We start from the raw sequence: 19,601 nt of genomic DNA on the forward strand, positions 1-19,601 counted from the left end.
ATTTCAGTACCAGAAAAAGCCGAAACGCAGTTTCGGCTTTTTTATTGCGCATTTCTTGGTGGGTGGAAAATATTTTTTTTGTGGAAAGGTTGTAAAATTTGATTTTTGCTAATAAAAAATTTTACTTTGAGACGCTTGCACCATATTAAGTACAAGCATATTGCCCTTTTATACAAACCATCTACCATCTCTATTTTATGAAAAATTATTACCTGAGACCGACTCCGTCGGTTGCAGCCCTGGCATTGCTATGCCTGTTGACGTTTACTGCCTGGGCGCAGGAACGGAAAGTCAGCGGTAGTGTCATCGACGGAACAGACAAAAGCCCACTACCCGGTGTCAATGTTCTCGTAAAAGGCACCACCATCGGAATGTCGACCGATGCCAACGGACGCTTCACACTCAATGTCCCAGCCAACAGCAATGTACTGACCATTTCGGCCATTGGCTACGAAGCGCAGGATGTTACGCTTGGCAACCGTTCTGACATTACGGTTTCGTTGCTGGCGGACACCAAAACCCTGACGGAAGTGGTTGTGACCGGCTACGGTTCGCAGCGCAAAAAAGACATTACGGGTGCCGTTACGGTTGTAAAAGGAACGGACCTGACGGCTGTTCCGGCCGCCAGCCTGACGCAACAGTTGCAGGGCCGGGCTGCCGGGGTAACGGTCGGGAACGACAACTCACCCGGCGGGGGAACCATGGTGCGGATTCGCGGTTTCGGAACCATCAACAATAACTCGCCCCTTTACATCGTCGACGGAGTACCGACGACCGGTTCGCTCAACAACATTAACCCCAACGACATCGAAAGTTTACAGGTCCTGAAAGATGCCTCGGCTGCATCAATCTACGGTGCCCGGGCGGCCAATGGCGTAGTGATTATTACCACCAAAAAAGGCAAAGCCGGTGAGCCGAAAATTACGTTTGACATGTATGCGGGGGTGCAGCGGAACGGGAAGCTGCTGGACCTGACCAACTCGCAGGAATTGGGGCAGTTGCTTTGGGAGCAGGCTAAAAATGTTGGCCAGACGCCCAGCCACGGCCAGTATGGCAACGGAGAGCAACCCCGGATTCCGGATTACATTTATCCGTCGGGCGCGATGGAAGGGGATCCGCGGCTGGCGCGTGATGCCAACGGTAATTACCTGAATTACACGTACGATTTAACCGATCCGGCGCTGGGAAGTACGAAATTCATGATTACCAAAGCGAATAAGGAAGGTACCAACTGGCAGGATGTCATCTTTAATCCGGCCCCGATTCAAAACTACCAGGTGGGCGCCAGCGGTGGAACCGAAAAAGGCTCTTATTCGATCTCGTTCAACCACTTCAACCAGAAAGGAATTCTGGAACACACCAACTACAAACGGTATTCGATCCGGGCCAACACGGAATTTAAGGTGAAAAACCGGCTCAAAATAGGGGAGAACCTGACGGTTTCGTACGATGAACGGGTCGGTTTTACGAACAACGACGAATCCAACCCGATTGCCTTCGCCGTCCGGTCGCACCCGTTGATTCCGGTGTACGATGTAGCGGGAAATTTTGCCGGTGCCAAAGGGCTGAACCTGGGAAATGCGCGAACTCCTTTGCAGGAATTGTACCGGGCTAAGGATAACAAAACCAAAGGAGTTCACCTGTTTGGGAACGCTTTTGGCGAACTCGACCTGTTCAAAGGACTAACGTTCCGGACCAGTTTCGGTGTGGAATATAACCTGTACAACTTCGACCAGTACACGCCCCGCGATCCGGAATCGCCCGAAGCCCGGAACGCCAACAGCTTCCGGTCAGAAAACCGGTATGATAACTCCTGGACGTGGTACAATACTTTAACGTATAACCGTACGTTTGGTCATCACGGTTTTAACATTCTGGCCGGAACCGAGTCGATTGCTACCTACGATTTTATCTTCGATGCGACCCGCAGCAATTACGCTTACGATGATCTGGATTACCGCTACCTCAACGCGGGTAGCCCGCTCGGCCTCCAGAACAGCGGTCGGGGAGCCAACCGCACGCGCCTGTTCTCGCTGTTTGGTAAGGTGAATTATTCGTACAAGGATTTCTTCCTGGCCGATTTTACGCTGCGTCGTGATGGTTCATCCCGGTTTAGTCCGGCCAATCGCTACGCCATTTTTCCAGCGGCCAGTGTGGGTTTTCGCCTTTCCGAGTTGAATTTCATGAAGAGTGTTGATCTGGTTTCCGACTTGAAACTGCGGGTGGGCTGGGGTAAAACCGGTAACCAAAACATCCCGAATATCTACAATGCCTTCACGCTGTACGAATCGCGGCCCGTCGAAAACCATTACGACATCAATGGTGCCAAAACGTCGATTGTGCCGGGTTTCGACCTGGTTCAGTTTGGTAATCCGAACGGAAAGTGGGAAACGACCACATCGACAAACATTGGATTGGATGCCAGTTTGCTGAACAACAAGATTGAAGTGGTCTTCGACTGGTACGTCAAGAAAACGACGGATATGTTGTCCCAGATTGACATTCCGTACACGCAGGGGATCGCCACAGTACCGTTTACCAACATTGGTGATATGCAGAACAAAGGGGTTGATTTGAGCATCAACTACAATGGCAAGGCAATGGGGGGCGCTCTGCGCTATTCGGTTGGCGGTAATTTCTCAACCTACCGGAACGAAGTGCTGAAAATCAACAATGACCCCAACTCGATCAAATTCGGGTTTGCTACCCGTCTGCCTGCCATGAGTGCCACGAAGGTAGGTTACCCGGTGGCATCATTCTACGGGTATTTCGTCGACGGGATTTTCCAGACCGCCGAAGCCGCCAAAAACGCTCCGCAATTTGGTACGTATAACCGGGCGGGTTCCTTTATGTTCCGGGATTTCAATGGCGATGGTGTCGTGACTACCGCCGATCGTGATATTATCGGGAATCCGCACCCGGATTTCACCTACGGATTAAACGTTAGCGTGGGATACAAGGCGTTTGATCTGACGGTATTTGGACAGGGCGTATATGGCAACGACATTTTCAATTACATGAAGTACTGGACGGACTTCAACACCTTCCAGGGAAACCGCAGCAAACGGATGCTGTACGACTCCTGGCGGCCGGGAAAAACGGATGCGATTCTGCCTGAACTCCGCTCGACGGATGCCACCAGTGCTCAGATTTCGACCTATTTCCTCGAAAAAGGCTCGTACCTCCGGATGAAAAACGTCCAGCTGTCGTATACCCTGCCAACGCGTCTGCAACAAAAACTCGGTCTGGGCGCTACGCAAATTTACGTTCAGGGCCAGAACCTGCTGACGTTTACCAAGTATTCGGGGCTGGACCCGGAGATCAACCTGCGCCGGTCGGGAGACAACAACCAGGACACGCACCTGGGTGTCGATGAGGGCGCCTATCCGGTGGCAAAAACAATGCTGGTGGGCTTAAGACTAGGTTTCTAACCGGAATCTGCCCCTGAATTTTAAGCTCATCCGAAACATTGAATCACTAATTCCGAACATTTCCAATGAAAAAGATATTTATGCTTACCTCGCTGCTCACGGCCGGACTGGTAACGTCGTGTAGCGAGTCCTTTCTGGATGTACGCCCACAGGGTGTAGCGTCGCTGCAACAGCTTTCCAATAAAAACGGCGTGAATGCGTTGCTGATCGGAGCGTATTCGCTGCTTGATGGCATTGGCTCCGGAACAACGGACTGGCACGCAGCGGTTTCAAACTGGGTATACGGTGGCGTGGCGTCTGATGATGCTTATAAAGGTACCGATGCCAGTGATCAGCCCGAAATTACGGGGATCGAGCGCTACGAAGTGCAGCCGGGGTTTGTGCACATGCGCGGAAAATGGCGTCATGTTTACGATGCCATTTCGCGTTGCAACGAGGTGATCCAGACCGTGGCGCTGGCCAATGACATGACCGATGCCGAAAAAACACTGGTGATTGCGCAGGCTCGGTTCCTGCGGGGCCATTATCACTTTGAGGCTAAGAAAATGTGGAACATGGTGCCGTATATCGACGACAAAATCTACAAGGCTACCGACCCCAACTCGACGAAAGTACCCAATGACAAAGACATCTGGCCGAATATTGAAGCTGATTTTAAGTTTGCCGTGGACAATTTGCCGGAAACCCAGTCGCAAAAAGGCCGGGCGACCAAATTTGCAGCTACGGCCTTTTTGGCCAAGTCGTATCTGTTTCAGCGGAAATACGCCGAAGCCAAACCGTTGCTGGAAAGTATTGTGAGCAGTGGCAAATACCGGCTGGTCGATTACCTGGATAATTTCCGGGCCGCAACCAACAACAACGCCGAATCCATTTTTGAGGTGCAATTTTCGGTGAATGACGGCACGAACGGTAACAACGGAAATGCCGGAGAAACATTGAACTGGCCGTATTTTTCGGGCGCGCCGGGTGGGGGCTGCTGCGGTTTTTACCAACCGTCGCTGAATCTGGTCAATGCCTACAAAACCGATGCAAACGGCCTTCCGCTGCTGGATTCCTTCAATGAAGCTGACCTGAAAAACGATCAGGGACTGAAAATTACCGATCCGTATACGCCGGATATGCAAACACCGCTCGATCCCCGGCTGGATCATACCGTCGGACGGCGGGGCATTCCGTTTCTGGATTGGGGCGCCATGCCGGGTGTGACCTGGGTGCGTGATCAGGTTTACGCTGGCCCGTATACGGGCAAAAAATGGATGTATTTCAAAGGAGAGGAGGGAACCAACACGCACTCAACGAACAAACGCCGGGTGGCCAACAACTACCGCATGATTCGGTATTCACACGTTCTGCTGTGGCTGGCCGAAATAGAAACGGAAGTTGGGAGCCTCGACAAGGCGCGTGAGTATGTGAACATGATCCGGAAGCGGGCTAAAAACAGCGTGCCGGTTTCGTCGGCAGACGGCAAACCCGCGGCCAATTACGTAGTCAACGAATACCCGGCGGGTTCTCCGGCTTTTGCCAGTAAAACTGAAGCCTGGAAAGCCGTGCGGCACGAGCAGCGGCTGGAGTTTGCGATGGAAGGGCACCGGTTTTTTGACCTGGTTCGCTGGGGCATTGCCGCCGAAACCCTCACCAAATACCTTTCCGTTGAATCGAAAAAACGAGCGTATCTGAATGGAGCCGCTTTTACCAAGGGCAAGCACGAATATTTTCCGCTGCCGGTTGACGAAATCAATAATAGTTACCTGGATGGCAAACCGACGCTAAAGCAGAATCCGGGCTATTGATGTAGCGATGTAAATGAAAAGACAAGAGAGGTGAGACTACCAACGGTTTTCTCATTTCTCTTGTCTTTTTCTTTCGGCGCTATTGAAACGCCAGTACTTTTTTCGACTGGCTGCTTTCGTTGGCCAGCTCGATGATTCGGATCACGGCAATGGCCTGTTCCGGTGTTACTTCCTGCGGAATTTCACCGATAATGGCGCGGTAGAGATTATCGTAAAAATAGTGGTAATTACCGGGTTGACTGGGGAAGGTAAAGTGGCCTTCGGGCGTGGTCAGCGTACCGTACTGGCTTTCGGGTTCGGCCCCCCAATCCAGCGTGTTGGGCAGAATATTTTTACGCTGGGTTTCTTCCTGAATGTCCAGACCGTGTTTGACAAACGAAGCTTTTGTGCCGTGAATGATGTAACGCAGGCTGTTGTCGATCGTCAGCATCGATGATTTCAGGATGACCCGTTTGTCCGCGTAGAATAACTTCACATCAAAGTAATCGTCGAGCACACCACCTTTGCGAATGATGCGAATGTCGCCCGAAACCGCTTCCGGCACCCCAAACAGCGTCACGGCCTGGTCGATCAGGTGAGAACCCAGGTTGAACAGGTTGCCGCCCCCTTCGGGGTCCTGCTCCTTCCAACTATTGACAATATCGGGGCGGTAACGATCATACCGGCATTCATACTCGACAACATCGCCCAGTTGATCTTCCCGCAGCAATTGCTGGATGGTCAGAAAATCGGCATCGTACCGACGGTTTTGGTACGGAATAACTACCAGGCCTTTCTGACGGGCCAGGTCGAACAGCTGGCGAGCCTGGTCTGACGTGTTGGCAAACGGTTTTTCGATCAGGACGTGTTTTCCGGCTTCGAGTGCCGCTTTGGCGTATGAAAAGTGGGTATCGTTGGGCGAGCTGACAATGACCAAATCAATGGCCGGATCGTTCAGAAGTGCTTCGTGGCTGCGGACCGTCTGGATGGACGAATCGAACGCTTCCGCTTCGTTGCGGTGCCGCTCGACTACTTTTGTAATGGTAAAATGCGGGTTGACCGTTAGGAATGGGGCGTGGAAATACCGACCCGATAGTCCGAAACCGATCAATCCAACCTGAATGACACGAGACATAGGAATAGGCAATGGAATGTTGAGGGCCGAAGATGGTTAATTTTGATCAGAAGGGCAACAATAAACCGTAACCTGTTGGAGACCAAGAAAAGTGTTATCTTTGGAATTGGAACTAGAATGACAGGATGACCATACGCTTTCGAAACCTTGATGAGCTGGATGCTGTTGCCGGACAAGTGATTGCTGCCGGGCATCCGTATTCGGTCTGGCGGTTTGAGGGCGCGATGGGAGCGGGCAAAACTACGTTGATTAAGGCGATTTGTCGTCGGCTGGGCGTTGTTACTACCGTTCAAAGTCCAACCTTTTCGATTGTAAATGAATATGTTACCGATTCCGGAGAGCCCGTCTATCACTTTGACTGCTACCGGCTTCGAAATGAAGCTGAAGCGTTGGATAGCGGGCTGGAAGAGTACATTGACTCGGGCGACCGCTGTTTGATCGAATGGCCGGAGCGGATTGCCGGACTATTGCCACCGGATGCCTGGACAATTTATCTCCGGGTTGAAGATGGCGAGCGTATCCTTGAAATCAATTGACATCATGGCGGATTACGAACGACGGATTATCGCAGGGCTTTTCAATAGGTTTTCGGATTCCTGCCAAAAAGATTCGTAATTCGCAGTTCGTAACTCATAAATCCCGTTTATAGTGACTGGGTTTGAACAACTAGCCAAACAATCGGCACTTTATCCGCAGGAATCTCCTGCTGCTGTTAAAAAGCTCAAAGGTAGTCTGATGATTGGACTGCCGAAAGAGGTTTCCTTGCAGGAAAACCGGATTGCGCTCACGCCCGAAGCTGTGGCCATTCTGGTGCGAAACGGCCACGAGGTGCTGGTCGAAACGGGCGCCGGTGCCGGTGCCAAGTTTTCGGATAACGACTACAGCGAAGCCGGAGCCCTGATTGCACCTTCACCAAAGGAAGTATATACCGCCGACCTGATTTTGAAGGTTGAGCCACTGGTTGAGCAGGAGTTTGAATACATCAAAACCGGAAGCACGCTGATTTCGGCGGTTAACCTGCCTAATCTGGAGAAAAAGTACTTCGAACGGCTGAACAGCAAGAAAATCACGGCACTCGGCTACGAATACATCGAGGATAAAGTGGGCGGAATGCCGGTGATCCGGGCCATGAGCGAAATTGCGGGAAGTACGGTGATGCTGATTGCCGGAGAGTACCTGAGCAGCGCGAACAATGGCCGGGGCGTTATTTTGGGCGGCATTACGGGCGTTCCGCCAACCAAGGTGGTAATTCTGGGAGCCGGAACCGTGGCCGAGTATGCCGCCCGGACGGCCTTGGGCCTGGGAGCCGACATCAAGATTTTTGACAAGCATATCTACAAACTCCAGCGGCTGAAATACGCTATCGGACAGCACGTTTATACCTCCATCATTGAAACCGATACCTTGTCGGAAGCTATCCAGCGGGCTGATGTGGTGATCGGGGCTATGCGGGCCGAAGACGGTTTGAGTCCAATTGTGGTGACGCAGGAGATGGTATCGAAAATGAAACTCGATGCCGTCATCATCGACGTGTCTATTGATCAGGGTGGGAATATTGCAACCTCCAGAATGACGACGCACAACGCGCCAGTTTATAAAGTCGAAAACGTCATTCATTACTGCGTTCCGAACATTGCTTCGCGGGTGGCACACACGGCCAGCCTGGCGCTGAGTAACATTTTCCTGCCTTTTCTTCTAAAAACAGGCACCATCGGCGGAATCGAAGAAATGATGTTTGCCAACCGTTGGTTTATGAAAGGCGTGTATAGTCACAACGGGTTGCTTACCAACGCTTATATCGCCAAAAAATTTAATATGCGATACAAAGATTTGAGCCTTTTGCTAGCCGCACGAATTTAGTTAGCCAGTTTATGGTTTACGGTTTATAGTTTTCAGTTTCGGTGAAGATCCGCACCGTAAACCATAGACTGAAAGCCGTAAACTGAAAACCGTAAACAACATGATCCATCATAGTAACGAGAACACCATTCTGGACGATGCCAATTCGCCGGAAATCAATCGGAAATTGATGAGCGCGGTTTCGTCGGATTTTATCAAAGTGGCCGATACATTGCGCGAAGCCTCGTACCAGATTCGAAAGCGTGGTTTTTCGGAGAATCCCGTCTTTGTCGCTTCCCGACGGGCGGTTGATATTGGCCAACTCCTGCTCGGTCCAAACGAACTGGCGGGAAATGCGTGGAGCTACCGGGCATCGTTGCTCGACGAGTTCGTCCAACGGAGGCTGGTGGGGGAGGAGTCGATTGAGTTATTTAAGGAAAATTATAAAAACCCCGACGAGTACTGCTGCCTGTTTGTTGTTGAAGGGGAATTTGCGGGGTTTATCTTCATTCCCTTTCCTGAGGATTAAATGCAGTTTATGGCGCCGATTTCCGCACCATAAACTGAAAACCGCAAACCGATCTCCTATTTCCCGATCCGGTACTTGTAATAGTCCCAGGTTTTCCGAATGCCCGCGTAGATGGCGCTGCTATTCGGAAACAGATCGCCCTGGTCGGCGGCTGCCGAAAACGTAACCAGCAATCCGCGCTGGTTCAACGGTAACTCCAACGCCATACTGGCCGAAAACTGCCGTGCGGTTTCGGAAAACGGCATTTCGTACGTTCCGTAATTTTCACTGTAGGAGAATTTGAACAGGAAGCCGCAGTTTTTGGAAAAAAGGCCCTGAATACCTGTATGGTAGGCCCGAACGCGGTTGTTGTTGAAAAAACCGTACTGAGCCAAATTCAGACGGGTATCTGTCACGGGCGTGATGAAGGGAGTGCCGATGGTCCGCCCGAAATACGACCAGCCGTCGCGGTACTGGGCGTGGTTGAAGTAATTGTCTCGCCCGCGAATGTTGCTATAGTCATCAAATACGCTGCCGCCCTGACTTTTGGTGTACAAGAATTCAGCAACTGCACCCGTAACGCGTAAGCCGGTGGGGGCGGGGTTTAGGTTTCGAAACCGTAAGCCGGTCAAACCGTCTTCGACATTGGCGAGGTAGTATAATGACCCGTCTTCGTAAACAAATTGATGATACAGCAGCAGCGATATTTCCCGATTGCTGTATTCAATGCCTACGTCAATGCTCCCCAGGTGATTCCCGATCCGGTTTTCGCGATCAAACCGGCTGTAGCGTACGGTATCGAGTTTGACCAGTCGGCTTAGGCTATTGCCCATTGTCACAAAAAGGTAATCCTGAAATTTGGCCGGCAGCTTCCCATCCTTGGCCAGCGATTCGGGGAGCTCGTCCGTTACTCCGCCCCACTGCACCTGGTGGTTGAATCCCGCGTAGAGCTTGACGGGCCAGCGGGGTTTTCCCAGCCTGCCGTATAAGGATTTCTGGTGGAGATACGAATGGTCGACTTTGCGATTATGGTTGCCAAACCAGCCGTGGGCGAAGTTTCCCCGTAGCGCAATCAATCCTTTTGTAAACCCAATGGGGGTGTAAGTGGGTAAGCTAATCTGGATTTTGGGCATCGGCAGCGCATTGCCCGACCAACTGTACGAGCCCGAACTGAGGGTTGAGTCGACCAGGCCCGTGATTTCACGTCGGCGACCAGCCTGAATCTCGAATGCGCCCACTCGCGCCTTTACATAGGCTTCTGGAACCAAAACGGCTATTTTTTGTTGTGCACCCAAATTTGAAGCTAATTCAAAACCGTACCCAATGCCAAAAAAATCCTGACGTTTAGAAGTGCTGATGTCGGAGAGTGGGTAATAGCAATAATCCTGATGAACACCGGCCCGAATGGTCGCGTACGGCAGCGTGTTGGGTACAATACCGTATTGATTCGTGCGCATCCAGAACGGTGTTTGTTTACCGGGAGCGTAAAAACTTCCTACTTCCGCAAAAAAACGAGTGGGTCTGGTTTCGATGATGGGTTGCCCAACTGTAAAAAGCGGAATAAATACCAGAAATAGGAGTACTCTCACCATTGCGCAAGGGTTCACGTTTCGTTAGAACACTTCAGGTGACAGTTTCCCGTTGTTGGAGGCTATTATTGACCTGGAATGTTTTTTTGTATGCACAAAAACTGTTCCAGTTCGCGATTACCCGATGACGCGCGGTCCTTCCTGGTTGATACCGGATACGTACACTTCACTGCCAATGCCAACGGTATTGAACGCAGCCTGCATGCTGGCACCAACGCGGTCAGCGGTTTCCTGATCGCGACTAAGGGCAAACATTGACGGCCCAGAGCCCGAAATGCTGCAACCAAGGGCACCGGCGTCCAGGGCAGCCTGTTTCACTTCGCTGAATTCAGGAATCAGAATGGCGCGGATCGGCTCGATAATGACATCGACCATGGAACGGCCAATCAACTCATAATCAGGTTTCATGAGGCCCGCAATCAGTCCGGCCACATTTCCCATCTGAATGATGGTGTTCTTCATCGAAACCTCATTTTTCAGAATATGGCGCGCGTCTTTGGTGTTCACCTCAATCTCGGGATGAACAATGGTTGCGTAGAGTTGTGCGGGGGTATTTACCGTGATGATATCCAGTGGGTTGTAGCTGCGAATGACCACAAAACCACCCATCAGCGAAGGGGCAACGTTGTCGGCGTGGGCCGAACCGCAAGCCAGTCGTTCGCCTTCCATCGCAAACGGCAGCAGGTCGATCTGCTTCAGTGGGCGGCCCAGCAATTCGTTGATGGCGAAAACGCCCGCAACGGCACTGGCCGCGCTGGAGCCCAGCCCGCTTCCGAGGGGCATTTTTTTGTGGAGAATGACCTCCACCCCCTGATCCGACCCAATATGCTTTAGGTAGGTTTGAATGGCAATGCCGGCGGTGTTGCGCTCGGCCTGCTTGGGCAGGCGACCTTCATCGCCTACGATGGCCTTAATCCGAACGCCCGGTTCGGCGCTTTTGCGGAGAATGACTTCATCACCCGGGCTGTCGACCGCAAAACCGAAGATATCAAAACCGCAGGCAACGTTTGCAACGGTGGCGGGGGCAAAAACTTTTATCGAATCCACTGCTTCATTCTTTTGTCAATGATACAAAATTGGCGCTTTGTTTAGTTCACGCCAGGTAACTTCCGATGCTCACCACATCCGCAAAAACGCCCGTAGCCGTTACCTCCGCGCCCGCGCCGGGTCCCTTGATGACCAGCGGCCGTTCTTTGTACCGCTCTGTTGTAAAGGAAATGATGTTGTCGGCACCCGATAGCGCATAAAAGGGATGCTCAAAGCCGACGGGCCGGAGTTCGATGGTCACTTTTCCGTTCTCGAAGGTGGCAATGTACCGCAATTTTTCATGACGGCTTTCAGCTTCCTGCAGGAGACTTTCGAAATAGGCATTTTGCCGATCCAGTTCTTCGAAAAACGCCGGAATGCTCGGGGCCGTAATGCAGCTTTCGGGCAGCAGGTTATTGATGGTTACGTCGGATGGTTCGAGTTCAAAACCAGCTTCGCGGGCCAGAATGAGGATTTTACGGGCCACATCCATGCCACTGAGGTCTTCGCGTGGATCGGGTTCGGTGAAACCTTTTTCTTTTGCTTCCCGCACAACGGACGCAAACGATACCCCCGGTTTGAACGTATTGAAAATGTACGACAACGTTCCCGACAGGATGGCTTCGATTTTCAAAAACCGGTCACCGGATGTCATCAGCCCCTGAACGGTATTGATAATGGGCAGCCCGGCTCCCACATTGGTCTCGTACAAAAACTTAACCCCGCGCCGAACCGTGGCCCGCTGCAGCCGTTTGTAGTCGGCGTAGGAACCCGAATTGGCCACCTTGTTCGGAGTGACAATCGAAACGTTAGCGTTCAGCAGCGGTTCGTAAAACAGCGGAATGTCCTTATCGGCGGTGCAGTCGATGAACACGCTGTTGGGCAGGTTGTAATCTTTTAATTTGTCGACAAAAGCCGGTAAGGACGTGGTTACGCCTTCGCTCGTCAGCCGATCCTGCCAGGTAGTGAGATCGATGCCTTTGGGATCGAGCAGCATTTTCCTGGTATTTGAGACACCCACCAGACAGATTCGCAGGGATTTTTCGTTGCGGAGGTATTCGTATTGTGCCTGAATCTGTTGCAGCAACGTGCGCCCAATCAGTCCGGCTCCCACTAGATACAGGTTCAGAATGCGGGCTTCGGACTGGAAAAAGACGTTGTGCATCGCATTGAGCGCTTTCGAAAGGTTATTTTTGTTGATAACCACCGAAATGTTGATCTCGGACGACCCCTGCGCAATGGCGATGATATTGACCCCGTTTTTGCCCAGTACCGAAAACAGTTTTCCGGCAATCCCCGAGCTTTTCTTCATTCCTTCGCCGACTGTGGCAATAATCGACAAATCCCGCTCGATACCAATGTGGTCGATGTGGCCGTGGGCAATTTCGGTTTCAAACTCAGCTTCCAGAATTTCGCGAACCCGTTCGGCGTTCCGGGGTTCGATGGCAAAACAGATGGAATGTTCCGACGAGGCCTGGGAAATCAGAATAACGCTGATTTTGTAGTTGGCCAGTGTACTGAACAGTTTGGCCGAAACCCCAGCCACCCCGATCATACCGCTGCCCTGGATATTAACCAGCACAATATCATCAATGGAAGAAATTCCCGTGATGGTAAAGTCGCGCCGATCGGCGGTCCGGCTGATGACCGTACCCTGGTGGTCGGCGTTGAACGTGTTCAGAATCCGGATCGGAATATTTTTGGCAAACGCGGGCTGCAATGTGGGTGGGTAGATCACTTTTGCACCAAAGTGACTCAGCTCCATTGCTTCGGCGTAGGTAATTGTCGGGATGTTGAACGCATTGGGAACCTTGCGCGGGTCGGCCGTCATCATGCCGTCTACATCCGTCCAGATGTCGATATAAGTAGCGTTCAGGGCCGCGCCCAGAATGGATGCCGTATAATCCGAACCACCCCGGCCCAGGGTTGTGGTATCGTTGTTGGCCGTGGAGCCGATAAAACCCGTCACAATCGGCAGGTCTGCGCCAATGGTCGAAAAGTAATCGCGAATGAGCTGGTTGGTAGCGGTTTCATCCACTTCGGCCATTGTAAACTGTGCATCGGTTTTGATCAGCTGGCGGGCGTCGCAAAACCGGGCCGGAACGCCCTGGCTTTTCAGGCACTCGCTGATGACCAGGCACGAAAGCCGCTCTCCGAAGCTCATGACCAGGTCCATCGTCCGGTCAGACAATTCCCGGATGAGCGACACACCCCGCAGCAGGTCTTCCAGCTCATTGACGGTTCCGCGTACCTTACCGAAAACCTTGCTTTGTTCTTTGATCGGAATTAAACCCTTAATGACATTGAAATGGCGGTCTTCGATTCCCCGGATCAATTCCAGGTAATCGGGGTTGTTGATCGCGGCCATGCGACCAATTTCAATCAACTGATTGGTAACACCACTCATGGCCGACAGCACGACAGCTCCCAGCGTATCGCCGTTCTGGCGGTGATTCAAAATGATGGCAATGACTTTCTTGATATTCTCAACTGACTTTACGGAGGTCCCGCCAAATTTCAATACGTTCATACAGTGGGGTATTATGGAATGATTGACTGCGCGATGAACTGGTATCGGCAATCCGGCTTTTGTGTTGGTGATGAAGGGAAAAGGAGCGCAAATATAGCTAAAAAGCGGCTTCTATATTGCAAAGTGTTTGAACGAAAAAGTAGGGAATAAGCCTGAAAAGGGCGTGAGTAAAAAATGCGGAGGGAAGCAGCCCAGCAGCATCAGCCGAAACGGTTTTCGGAAAGCAGGCGGCAGGATTCGGGCAACAATGCTGAACGGTTAAAATACGTTAGAGAACGGACGGCAGCCTGTTAACGCCGGAAAACCAGCATGGCGGGAAATTTCGTATTTTCACCAGGCGAACAAATCCGTTTGGCGTGATGTTCTTTCCTCAACGGCCCGGGCTGATTAACGACTTACTACATGAAAGGTTTTCAATTCTCCAATTATACACCGCCCGAAAAAAAGGAGGGCAGCAAATTCGATCAATTGCTCAATATTTTTCAGCAATTGCTGCTGATGACCTCGGGCAACGTCGAACAGGCGCTGGCCTATCTGAATGACCTCGACCGGCGCTACGGCCTGACCGATGATAAATACGGTATTGGCAATTTTGTCGAGGAGATGAAGGAGAAGGGGTATCTGACCGAGCAAAATGAAGAAGGAACGCTCGCGATGACCGCCAAGAGTGAACAAGCCATTCGGCGCTCGGCCCTGGAAGAAATTTTCGGCAAACTCAAACGCTCGAAATCCGGCGGCAATCATCATACGCCGTATTCTGGCGTGGGCGATGAACTAAGCAGCGATCTGCGTGATTTTCAGTTTGGCGATACGCTGGAGCAGATTTCCATGACCGAGTCAATCCGCAATGCCCAAATTAACAGCGGAGTGGAGGAGTTTCGGTTGATGGAACGTGATCTGGAAGTGGTGGAAAAAGAGCAGAAAACCCAGACCTCAACGGTGCTGATGATCGATGTGAGCCACTCCATGATTCTGTACGGTGAAGACCGCATCACGCCCGCCAAGAAGGTGGGTATGGCGCTGGTGGAACTCATCAAGCAGAAGTATCCGAAAGACACGCTGGACATCATCGTGTTTGGAAATGATGCCTGGCAGATTCAGGTGAAGGATTTGCCGTACCTGGAAGTGGGGCCGTATCACACCAATACCGTGGCCGGTCTCGAACTGGCGATGGATCTGCTGCGTCGTCGGAAAAACAAGAACAAGCAGATTTTTATGATTACCGACGGCAAGCCGACCTGCCTGAAAGAAGGCATCAAGTATTACAAAAACAGTTTCGGACTGGACCGTAAGATTGTTTCCAAAACCCTGACGCTGGCCGCTCAGTGCCGCCGGCTCGATATTCCGATCACTACATTTATGATTGCTTCGGACCCGTACCTGAAACAGTTTGTCCACGAGTTTACCAAAGTCAACAACGGTCGGGCGTATTACAGCAGTTTGCAGGGGCTAGGCAATATGATGTTTGAAGACTTCCAGCGAAACCGCCGGAAGAACATGAAATAACCGGGCGACAAGGTCGGAAAACTAATTCCGACCAATCCCCGTTATCCAACCATACCCCCATTTTTCGACGCTACACAACGATTTCATGAGCTATTCATCCCTGAAAAGTAAAGAGTTAATAAAAATTAAAACCCTCGGCGAGCTCAAAGCCGCCGGTTATAAACCAAAATCCATCAAACAGGAACTTCGTGATAACCTGATTGAGAAAATCCGGGCGAAGGAGGTGGTTTTTCCGGGCATCTGGGGCTACGAAGATACCGTGATTCCGGACGTGGAACGGGCCATCCTGTCAATGCACCACATCAACCTGCTGGGTCTGCGCGGACAGGCCAAAACCCGGATCGCCCGGTTAATGATCAACCTGCTCGACGAGTACATTCCGGTGCTCGAAGGCTCCGAACTGAACGATGATCCGATGCAGCCCCTATCACGGTTTGCCCACGACCTGATTGCGGAGAAAGGCGATGCCGCGCCCGTGGCCTGGCTCCACCGCAATGATCGGTATACCGAAAAACTGGCCACGCCGGATGTATCGGTGGCCGACCTGATCGGTGATGTTGATCCGATCAAAGCCGCAACCCTGAAATTGCCTTATTCCGATGAGCGAACAATTCACTTTGGGTTGATTCCGCGGTCGCACCGCTGCATCTTTGTTATCAACGAATTGCCGGATTTGCAGGCTCGGATTCAGGTTTCGCTGTTCAATATTTTGCAGGAGGGCGATATTCAGATTCGCGGTTTCAAACTGCGGTTACCGCTCGATCTTCAGTTCGTGTTCACGGCGAACCCGGAAGACTATACCAACCGGGGCAGCATTGTCACGCCCTTGAAAGACCGGATCGATAGCCAGATTGTGACGCACTATCCGAAATCGCTGGAGATTGGGAAGAAGATTACGCAGCAGGAAGCCATCGTTAAAACCGAGCAGAAAGGAATGGTCAAAACCAATGACCTGGTGGCCGACCTGATTGAGCAAATTGCCCTGGAAGCCCGCGAAAGCGAATATGTAGATGCCAAAAGTGGGGTGTCGGCCCGTTTGACCATTGCGGCTTACGAAAACCTGCTGTCGGCGGCCGAACGCCGGGCGCTGCTGAATGGTGAAAAAGAAACTTACATCCGGATTTCCGATTTGTACGGCGTGGTTCCAGCCATTTGCGGAAAGGTCGAGCTGGTTTACGAAGGTGAGGTAGAAGGCCCGGTGATCGTGGCCCAGAACCTAATCGGCAAAGCCATTCGAACTCAGTTTCTGAACTATTTCCCGAATCCGGAAAAGGCCAAAAAACAGAAAGGCGGCAACCCGTATAAAAAAATAACGGACTGGTTTGGCGATGGAAACGTTATGGACGTGCTGAACGACTTGCCCAACCGCGATTACGAAAACCGGTTGCGGACGATTGACGGGCTGGATGACGTAGTTGATTCGTTGCACGCGCGATTGAGCAAGCAGGAGAAGCTGTTCATGATGGAATTTGCGCTGCACGGTTTGGCCGAACACTCGCTGGTGGGCAAAAAAGCTTTGGACACCGGGCAACAGTTTAAAGACCTGCTCGGTAGTATGTTCAGCCCCGGCAATGCATTCGGCGACGATGACGACGATGACGAAGAAGACCGGTTTTAAATAATGATGAGTTAAGAAGTATGAATTAGCTGACGCGTTTATAGTCATGCGCCAGGCGGCCAACTCGTAACTTTTAATCCATCATTCATAATTCTAAAAAAGGCGACCTGGAGCACGGGTTGCCTTTTTTAGTGTCGTAAAATGCTACAGGGAAACTACGCAGTTATAAAATCGCGTAGTTCTTCTCTACCCAGCGGATGATTAACGATATACTTTTGTAGCATCAGTAACAACAAATACAAGACATTTAACACCCAAATGAAAACATCCCTGTTAACCGTTTGCCTGGTAGCAATCAGCCTGCTGGCCGAAGCCCAGACAACGAAGCCCAAAACAACGGCTCCGGCCAGGAAACCGACCGCTACTGCCCAAGCGAAACCGGGCACTTCGAGCCAACAAAAATCGGGTGCAACCGCCCCCAAAAAAACAACGACGGCTTATAAGCCGAAACCCGCGGCTAAAAAGCCGACTCCCAAACCCGTCGTGGCTTCTGTTCCCGCATCCGCTACAACGGCTTCCGTTTCAACGACGGCGGTGGCAGAAACCGAGCCGGTACTGGCCCAACAAACTGTGGTAGAAGCCAAACCGCAGGCTGAGATGGCTGAAAAGGAAACCGCCAAGCGATCGAAAAAAGAGAAAGCCGAAAAGCCGGAAAAACAAAAAGCCACCAAGGCCGAAAAAGTAGCGAAGGTGAAAGCAGAGCAGCCCGCTCGGGTAAAAGCGGGAAAAGAATACTCGGCCAAAGGCTTATCGGTGGGTATTCGCGGGGGAGCGAACCTGTGGATGAACGAATTTGCGCCGGATGAATTATCTGGTGCTGCTGGGGAACAGGCCATCGCGCCGGGCTTCACGGGTGGCGTTATCATTAACTACGGTATTGGAGAGGTATTTTCGATTCAGCCGGAGATTTTGTACACCCGCCGGTCGCTGAAAATAGCGGGTGAAGAAAGCGGGCAGAAGTACTCATTTCAGATATCAACTAATGCCGTTGAAGTCCCACTTCTTCTGAAACTGTCGTTCGGTCGGAAAACCCGGTTTTTTGTAAATGCCGGTCCATATGTTACTTATGGGCTGGATGCCAGCGCCAAGTTCGTTGTCGATGGTGAAACGCTAGTTGATGAGAAACAGAAACTAACCAACGACGACGACCGGCTTGAGTACGGCGTAACGGGCGGTCTGGGAGTTTCGATTCCGGCGGGGCCGGGCCGGTTGCTCGTCGAAGGGCGGTATCATTACAGCCTCGGAACGGATGCTAACCCGAAACCGACGGATTACGTGAGTATGCAGGTCGCTACGTTCTCGGTGGGTTATTTGTTCCCGCTGGGCAGGCGGTAAGAACGACGCCGGGCCGTTTAAAAGAGCGTACAAAACAGCCCGGCGCCTACCGGTTAGTCGACAACGACTGCCGTTCCGTTGGCGCTCACCATCAGCAGCCCACCGTTACTGCCGATGGTTTGATAATCCAGATCGACGCCAATGACGGCATTGGCACCCAGCCGCATGGCCTGCTCGATCATCTCTTTCATCGCAATGCTTTTGGCTTCGCGTAACGCCTGTTCGTAGGCGGCTGACCGCCCACCCGCAACATCGCGCACAGTAGCGAAGAAATCTTTGATAAGGTTGGAACCAATAATGGCTTCACCGTTGGCAAGGCCGAGGTATTGGATGATTCGTTTGCCTTCGATGTTTGACGTAGTTGTTACCAGCATAGAGTTTATCTGAATGGAGCCGCCTGACGGTTTCCGATGTTGAAGTGCACAATAAGGCAAAATTAAATATCGGAAGATTACGGTTTTACAGAGTTACACAGAAGATTATTTTTTAAGTATAGGCTATTTGTTTTGACTTACGGGCGGTAGCCAGTAGCCTTTCAACGGATGAGCGCGGCTCTGACTCTCGAAATCAGAGTTACATGAAATGAATGCTGATCCCAAACCGTATACACTTCAGCCCGCAGATATGACTGTTTAAACATAAAGATACGCATTTCACAAGAAAGCCATTGGGCATCCGCGTCGATTTGACCCATTTTTGAAGCACAATCTACTTTTTTCCAAACAAATCAATCCAAAACAACAATGAAAACGACAACAGTACTACTGAACCGCATTAATTTCCGTTATGGCTGGACGCTGATCATGTTACTGGCCTTGCCGCTATGGTTTGCCAGCTGTAGCAAAGACAAAGACGCCGATGGAAATCCGGATGTAAAGCCGAGTGCCGTTGAAGGAAGCTGGAAAATTTCGGGCATGAAGACGAATGTCGATATGGAACTTCCAGATGGCTCAAAAACAAAAGATTTTTTTGTCGTTCTAAAATTGGTTCCGGGTGGAGACGCCTTGATTGCCTGTTTGACCGACACCAAAATCACATTTAACGGTAATGGCTCCATCACCGGTACTGCGTCTCCAAACTGTCAGGCGGAAGGTTCTGATGACCTCAACCCAATCGAAGATAAATCAACGTGGAAAGTGGACGGGAATAAATTGACAATTACGAGTGGTGGTTCGGCTGAGGTTTATGACATGAATATCAGCGGTAACACGATGACATTGACAATGCCGGGTGAAGACATGAACGACGATGGGAAAGCCGATCTCATGATTCTTGAATTCAAGAAGGCGTAGTTGCTATTAATATACAATGCAGA

14 protein-coding genes are annotated in these 19,601 nt (G+C 51.3%); 9 read left to right on the forward strand and 5 right to left on the reverse strand.

Going from position 1 to position 19,601, the window contains the following annotated elements; all coding sequences use genetic code 11:
- The first annotated feature begins 197 nt into the window (after positions 1-197).
- Positions 198-3,431 (forward strand): SusC/RagA family TonB-linked outer membrane protein, encoded by a 3,234-nt coding sequence (locus ACYVH9_RS07590; protein WP_460635697.1) that lies wholly within the window; start codon positions 198-200, stop codon positions 3,429-3,431.
- A gap of 65 nt (positions 3,432-3,496) precedes the next feature.
- Entirely contained in the window at positions 3,497-5,221 is a 1,725-nt protein-coding gene (locus ACYVH9_RS07595) for a RagB/SusD family nutrient uptake outer membrane protein (RefSeq protein WP_460635698.1), read from the forward strand.
- 79 nt (positions 5,222-5,300) lie between these two features.
- On the opposite strand, the gene ACYVH9_RS07600 is transcribed toward ACYVH9_RS07595, so the two are convergent.
- The gene (locus ACYVH9_RS07600; RefSeq protein WP_460635699.1) at positions 5,301-6,335 is read right to left on the reverse strand and encodes an oxidoreductase; all 1,035 of its coding nucleotides are present in this window, start codon (positions 6,333-6,335) and stop codon (positions 5,301-5,303) included.
- Positions 6,336-6,460: 125 nt separating this feature from the next.
- On the opposite strand from ACYVH9_RS07600, the gene tsaE reads away from it, so the two are divergent.
- The 3 genes from tsaE (at position 6,461) to ACYVH9_RS07615 (ending at position 8,703) form a co-directional block, all read left to right on the forward strand.
- Positions 6,461-6,871, forward strand: coding sequence for a tRNA (adenosine(37)-N6)-threonylcarbamoyltransferase complex ATPase subunit type 1 TsaE (gene tsaE / locus ACYVH9_RS07605; protein ID WP_460635700.1), 411 nt, complete (start codon positions 6,461-6,463; stop codon positions 6,869-6,871).
- 112 nt (positions 6,872-6,983) lie between these two features.
- Positions 6,984-8,195 carry an alanine dehydrogenase gene (locus tag ACYVH9_RS07610; RefSeq protein WP_460635701.1) on the forward strand — a complete coding sequence of 404 codons (1,212 nt, stop codon included), beginning with the start codon at positions 6,984-6,986 and terminating at the stop codon, positions 8,193-8,195.
- Between the two features lie 100 nt (positions 8,196-8,295).
- Positions 8,296-8,703 (forward strand): hypothetical protein, encoded by a 408-nt coding sequence (locus tag ACYVH9_RS07615; RefSeq protein ID WP_460635702.1) that lies wholly within the window; start codon positions 8,296-8,298, stop codon positions 8,701-8,703.
- A gap of 56 nt (positions 8,704-8,759) precedes the next feature.
- Here ACYVH9_RS07615 and ACYVH9_RS07620 read toward each other — a convergent pair whose 3' ends face one another.
- The 3 genes from ACYVH9_RS07620 to thrA all read right to left on the reverse strand — a co-directional run bounded on the left by ACYVH9_RS07620 (position 8,760) and on the right by thrA (position 13,827).
- Entirely contained in the window at positions 8,760-10,274 is a 1,515-nt protein-coding gene (locus ACYVH9_RS07620) for a capsule assembly Wzi family protein (protein ID WP_460635703.1), read from the reverse strand.
- Positions 10,275-10,388: 114 nt separating this feature from the next.
- The gene (locus ACYVH9_RS07625; protein WP_460635704.1) at positions 10,389-11,318 is read right to left on the reverse strand and encodes a homoserine kinase; all 930 of its coding nucleotides are present in this window, start codon (positions 11,316-11,318) and stop codon (positions 10,389-10,391) included.
- Between the two features lie 46 nt (positions 11,319-11,364).
- Positions 11,365-13,827, reverse strand: coding sequence for a bifunctional aspartate kinase/homoserine dehydrogenase I (gene thrA / locus ACYVH9_RS07630; RefSeq protein ID WP_460635705.1), 2,463 nt, complete (start codon positions 13,825-13,827; stop codon positions 11,365-11,367).
- 402 nt (positions 13,828-14,229) lie between these two features.
- Between thrA and ACYVH9_RS07635 the strand changes: the two genes are divergently transcribed.
- The 3 genes from ACYVH9_RS07635 (at position 14,230) to ACYVH9_RS07645 (ending at position 18,286) form a co-directional block, all read left to right on the forward strand.
- Positions 14,230-15,333, forward strand: coding sequence for a vWA domain-containing protein (locus ACYVH9_RS07635; RefSeq protein WP_460635706.1), 1,104 nt, complete (start codon positions 14,230-14,232; stop codon positions 15,331-15,333).
- A gap of 85 nt (positions 15,334-15,418) precedes the next feature.
- Positions 15,419-16,951 carry a magnesium chelatase gene (locus ACYVH9_RS07640; RefSeq protein ID WP_460635707.1) on the forward strand — a complete coding sequence of 511 codons (1,533 nt, stop codon included), beginning with the start codon at positions 15,419-15,421 and terminating at the stop codon, positions 16,949-16,951.
- Positions 16,952-17,209: 258 nt separating this feature from the next.
- Entirely contained in the window at positions 17,210-18,286 is a 1,077-nt protein-coding gene (locus tag ACYVH9_RS07645; RefSeq protein WP_460635708.1) for a porin family protein, read from the forward strand.
- A gap of 53 nt (positions 18,287-18,339) precedes the next feature.
- On the opposite strand, the gene ACYVH9_RS07650 is transcribed toward ACYVH9_RS07645, so the two are convergent.
- On the reverse strand, positions 18,340-18,660 hold the full coding sequence (locus tag ACYVH9_RS07650) for a heavy metal-binding domain-containing protein (protein ID WP_460635709.1): 321 nt from the start codon (positions 18,658-18,660) through the stop codon (positions 18,340-18,342).
- 369 nt (positions 18,661-19,029) lie between these two features.
- On the opposite strand from ACYVH9_RS07650, the gene ACYVH9_RS07655 reads away from it, so the two are divergent.
- Positions 19,030-19,578 carry a lipocalin-like domain-containing protein gene (locus ACYVH9_RS07655; RefSeq protein WP_460635710.1) on the forward strand — a complete coding sequence of 183 codons (549 nt, stop codon included), beginning with the start codon at positions 19,030-19,032 and terminating at the stop codon, positions 19,576-19,578.
- Positions 19,579-19,601: the final 23 nt, after the last annotated feature.

The organism is Larkinella harenae, from assembly GCF_054780515.1.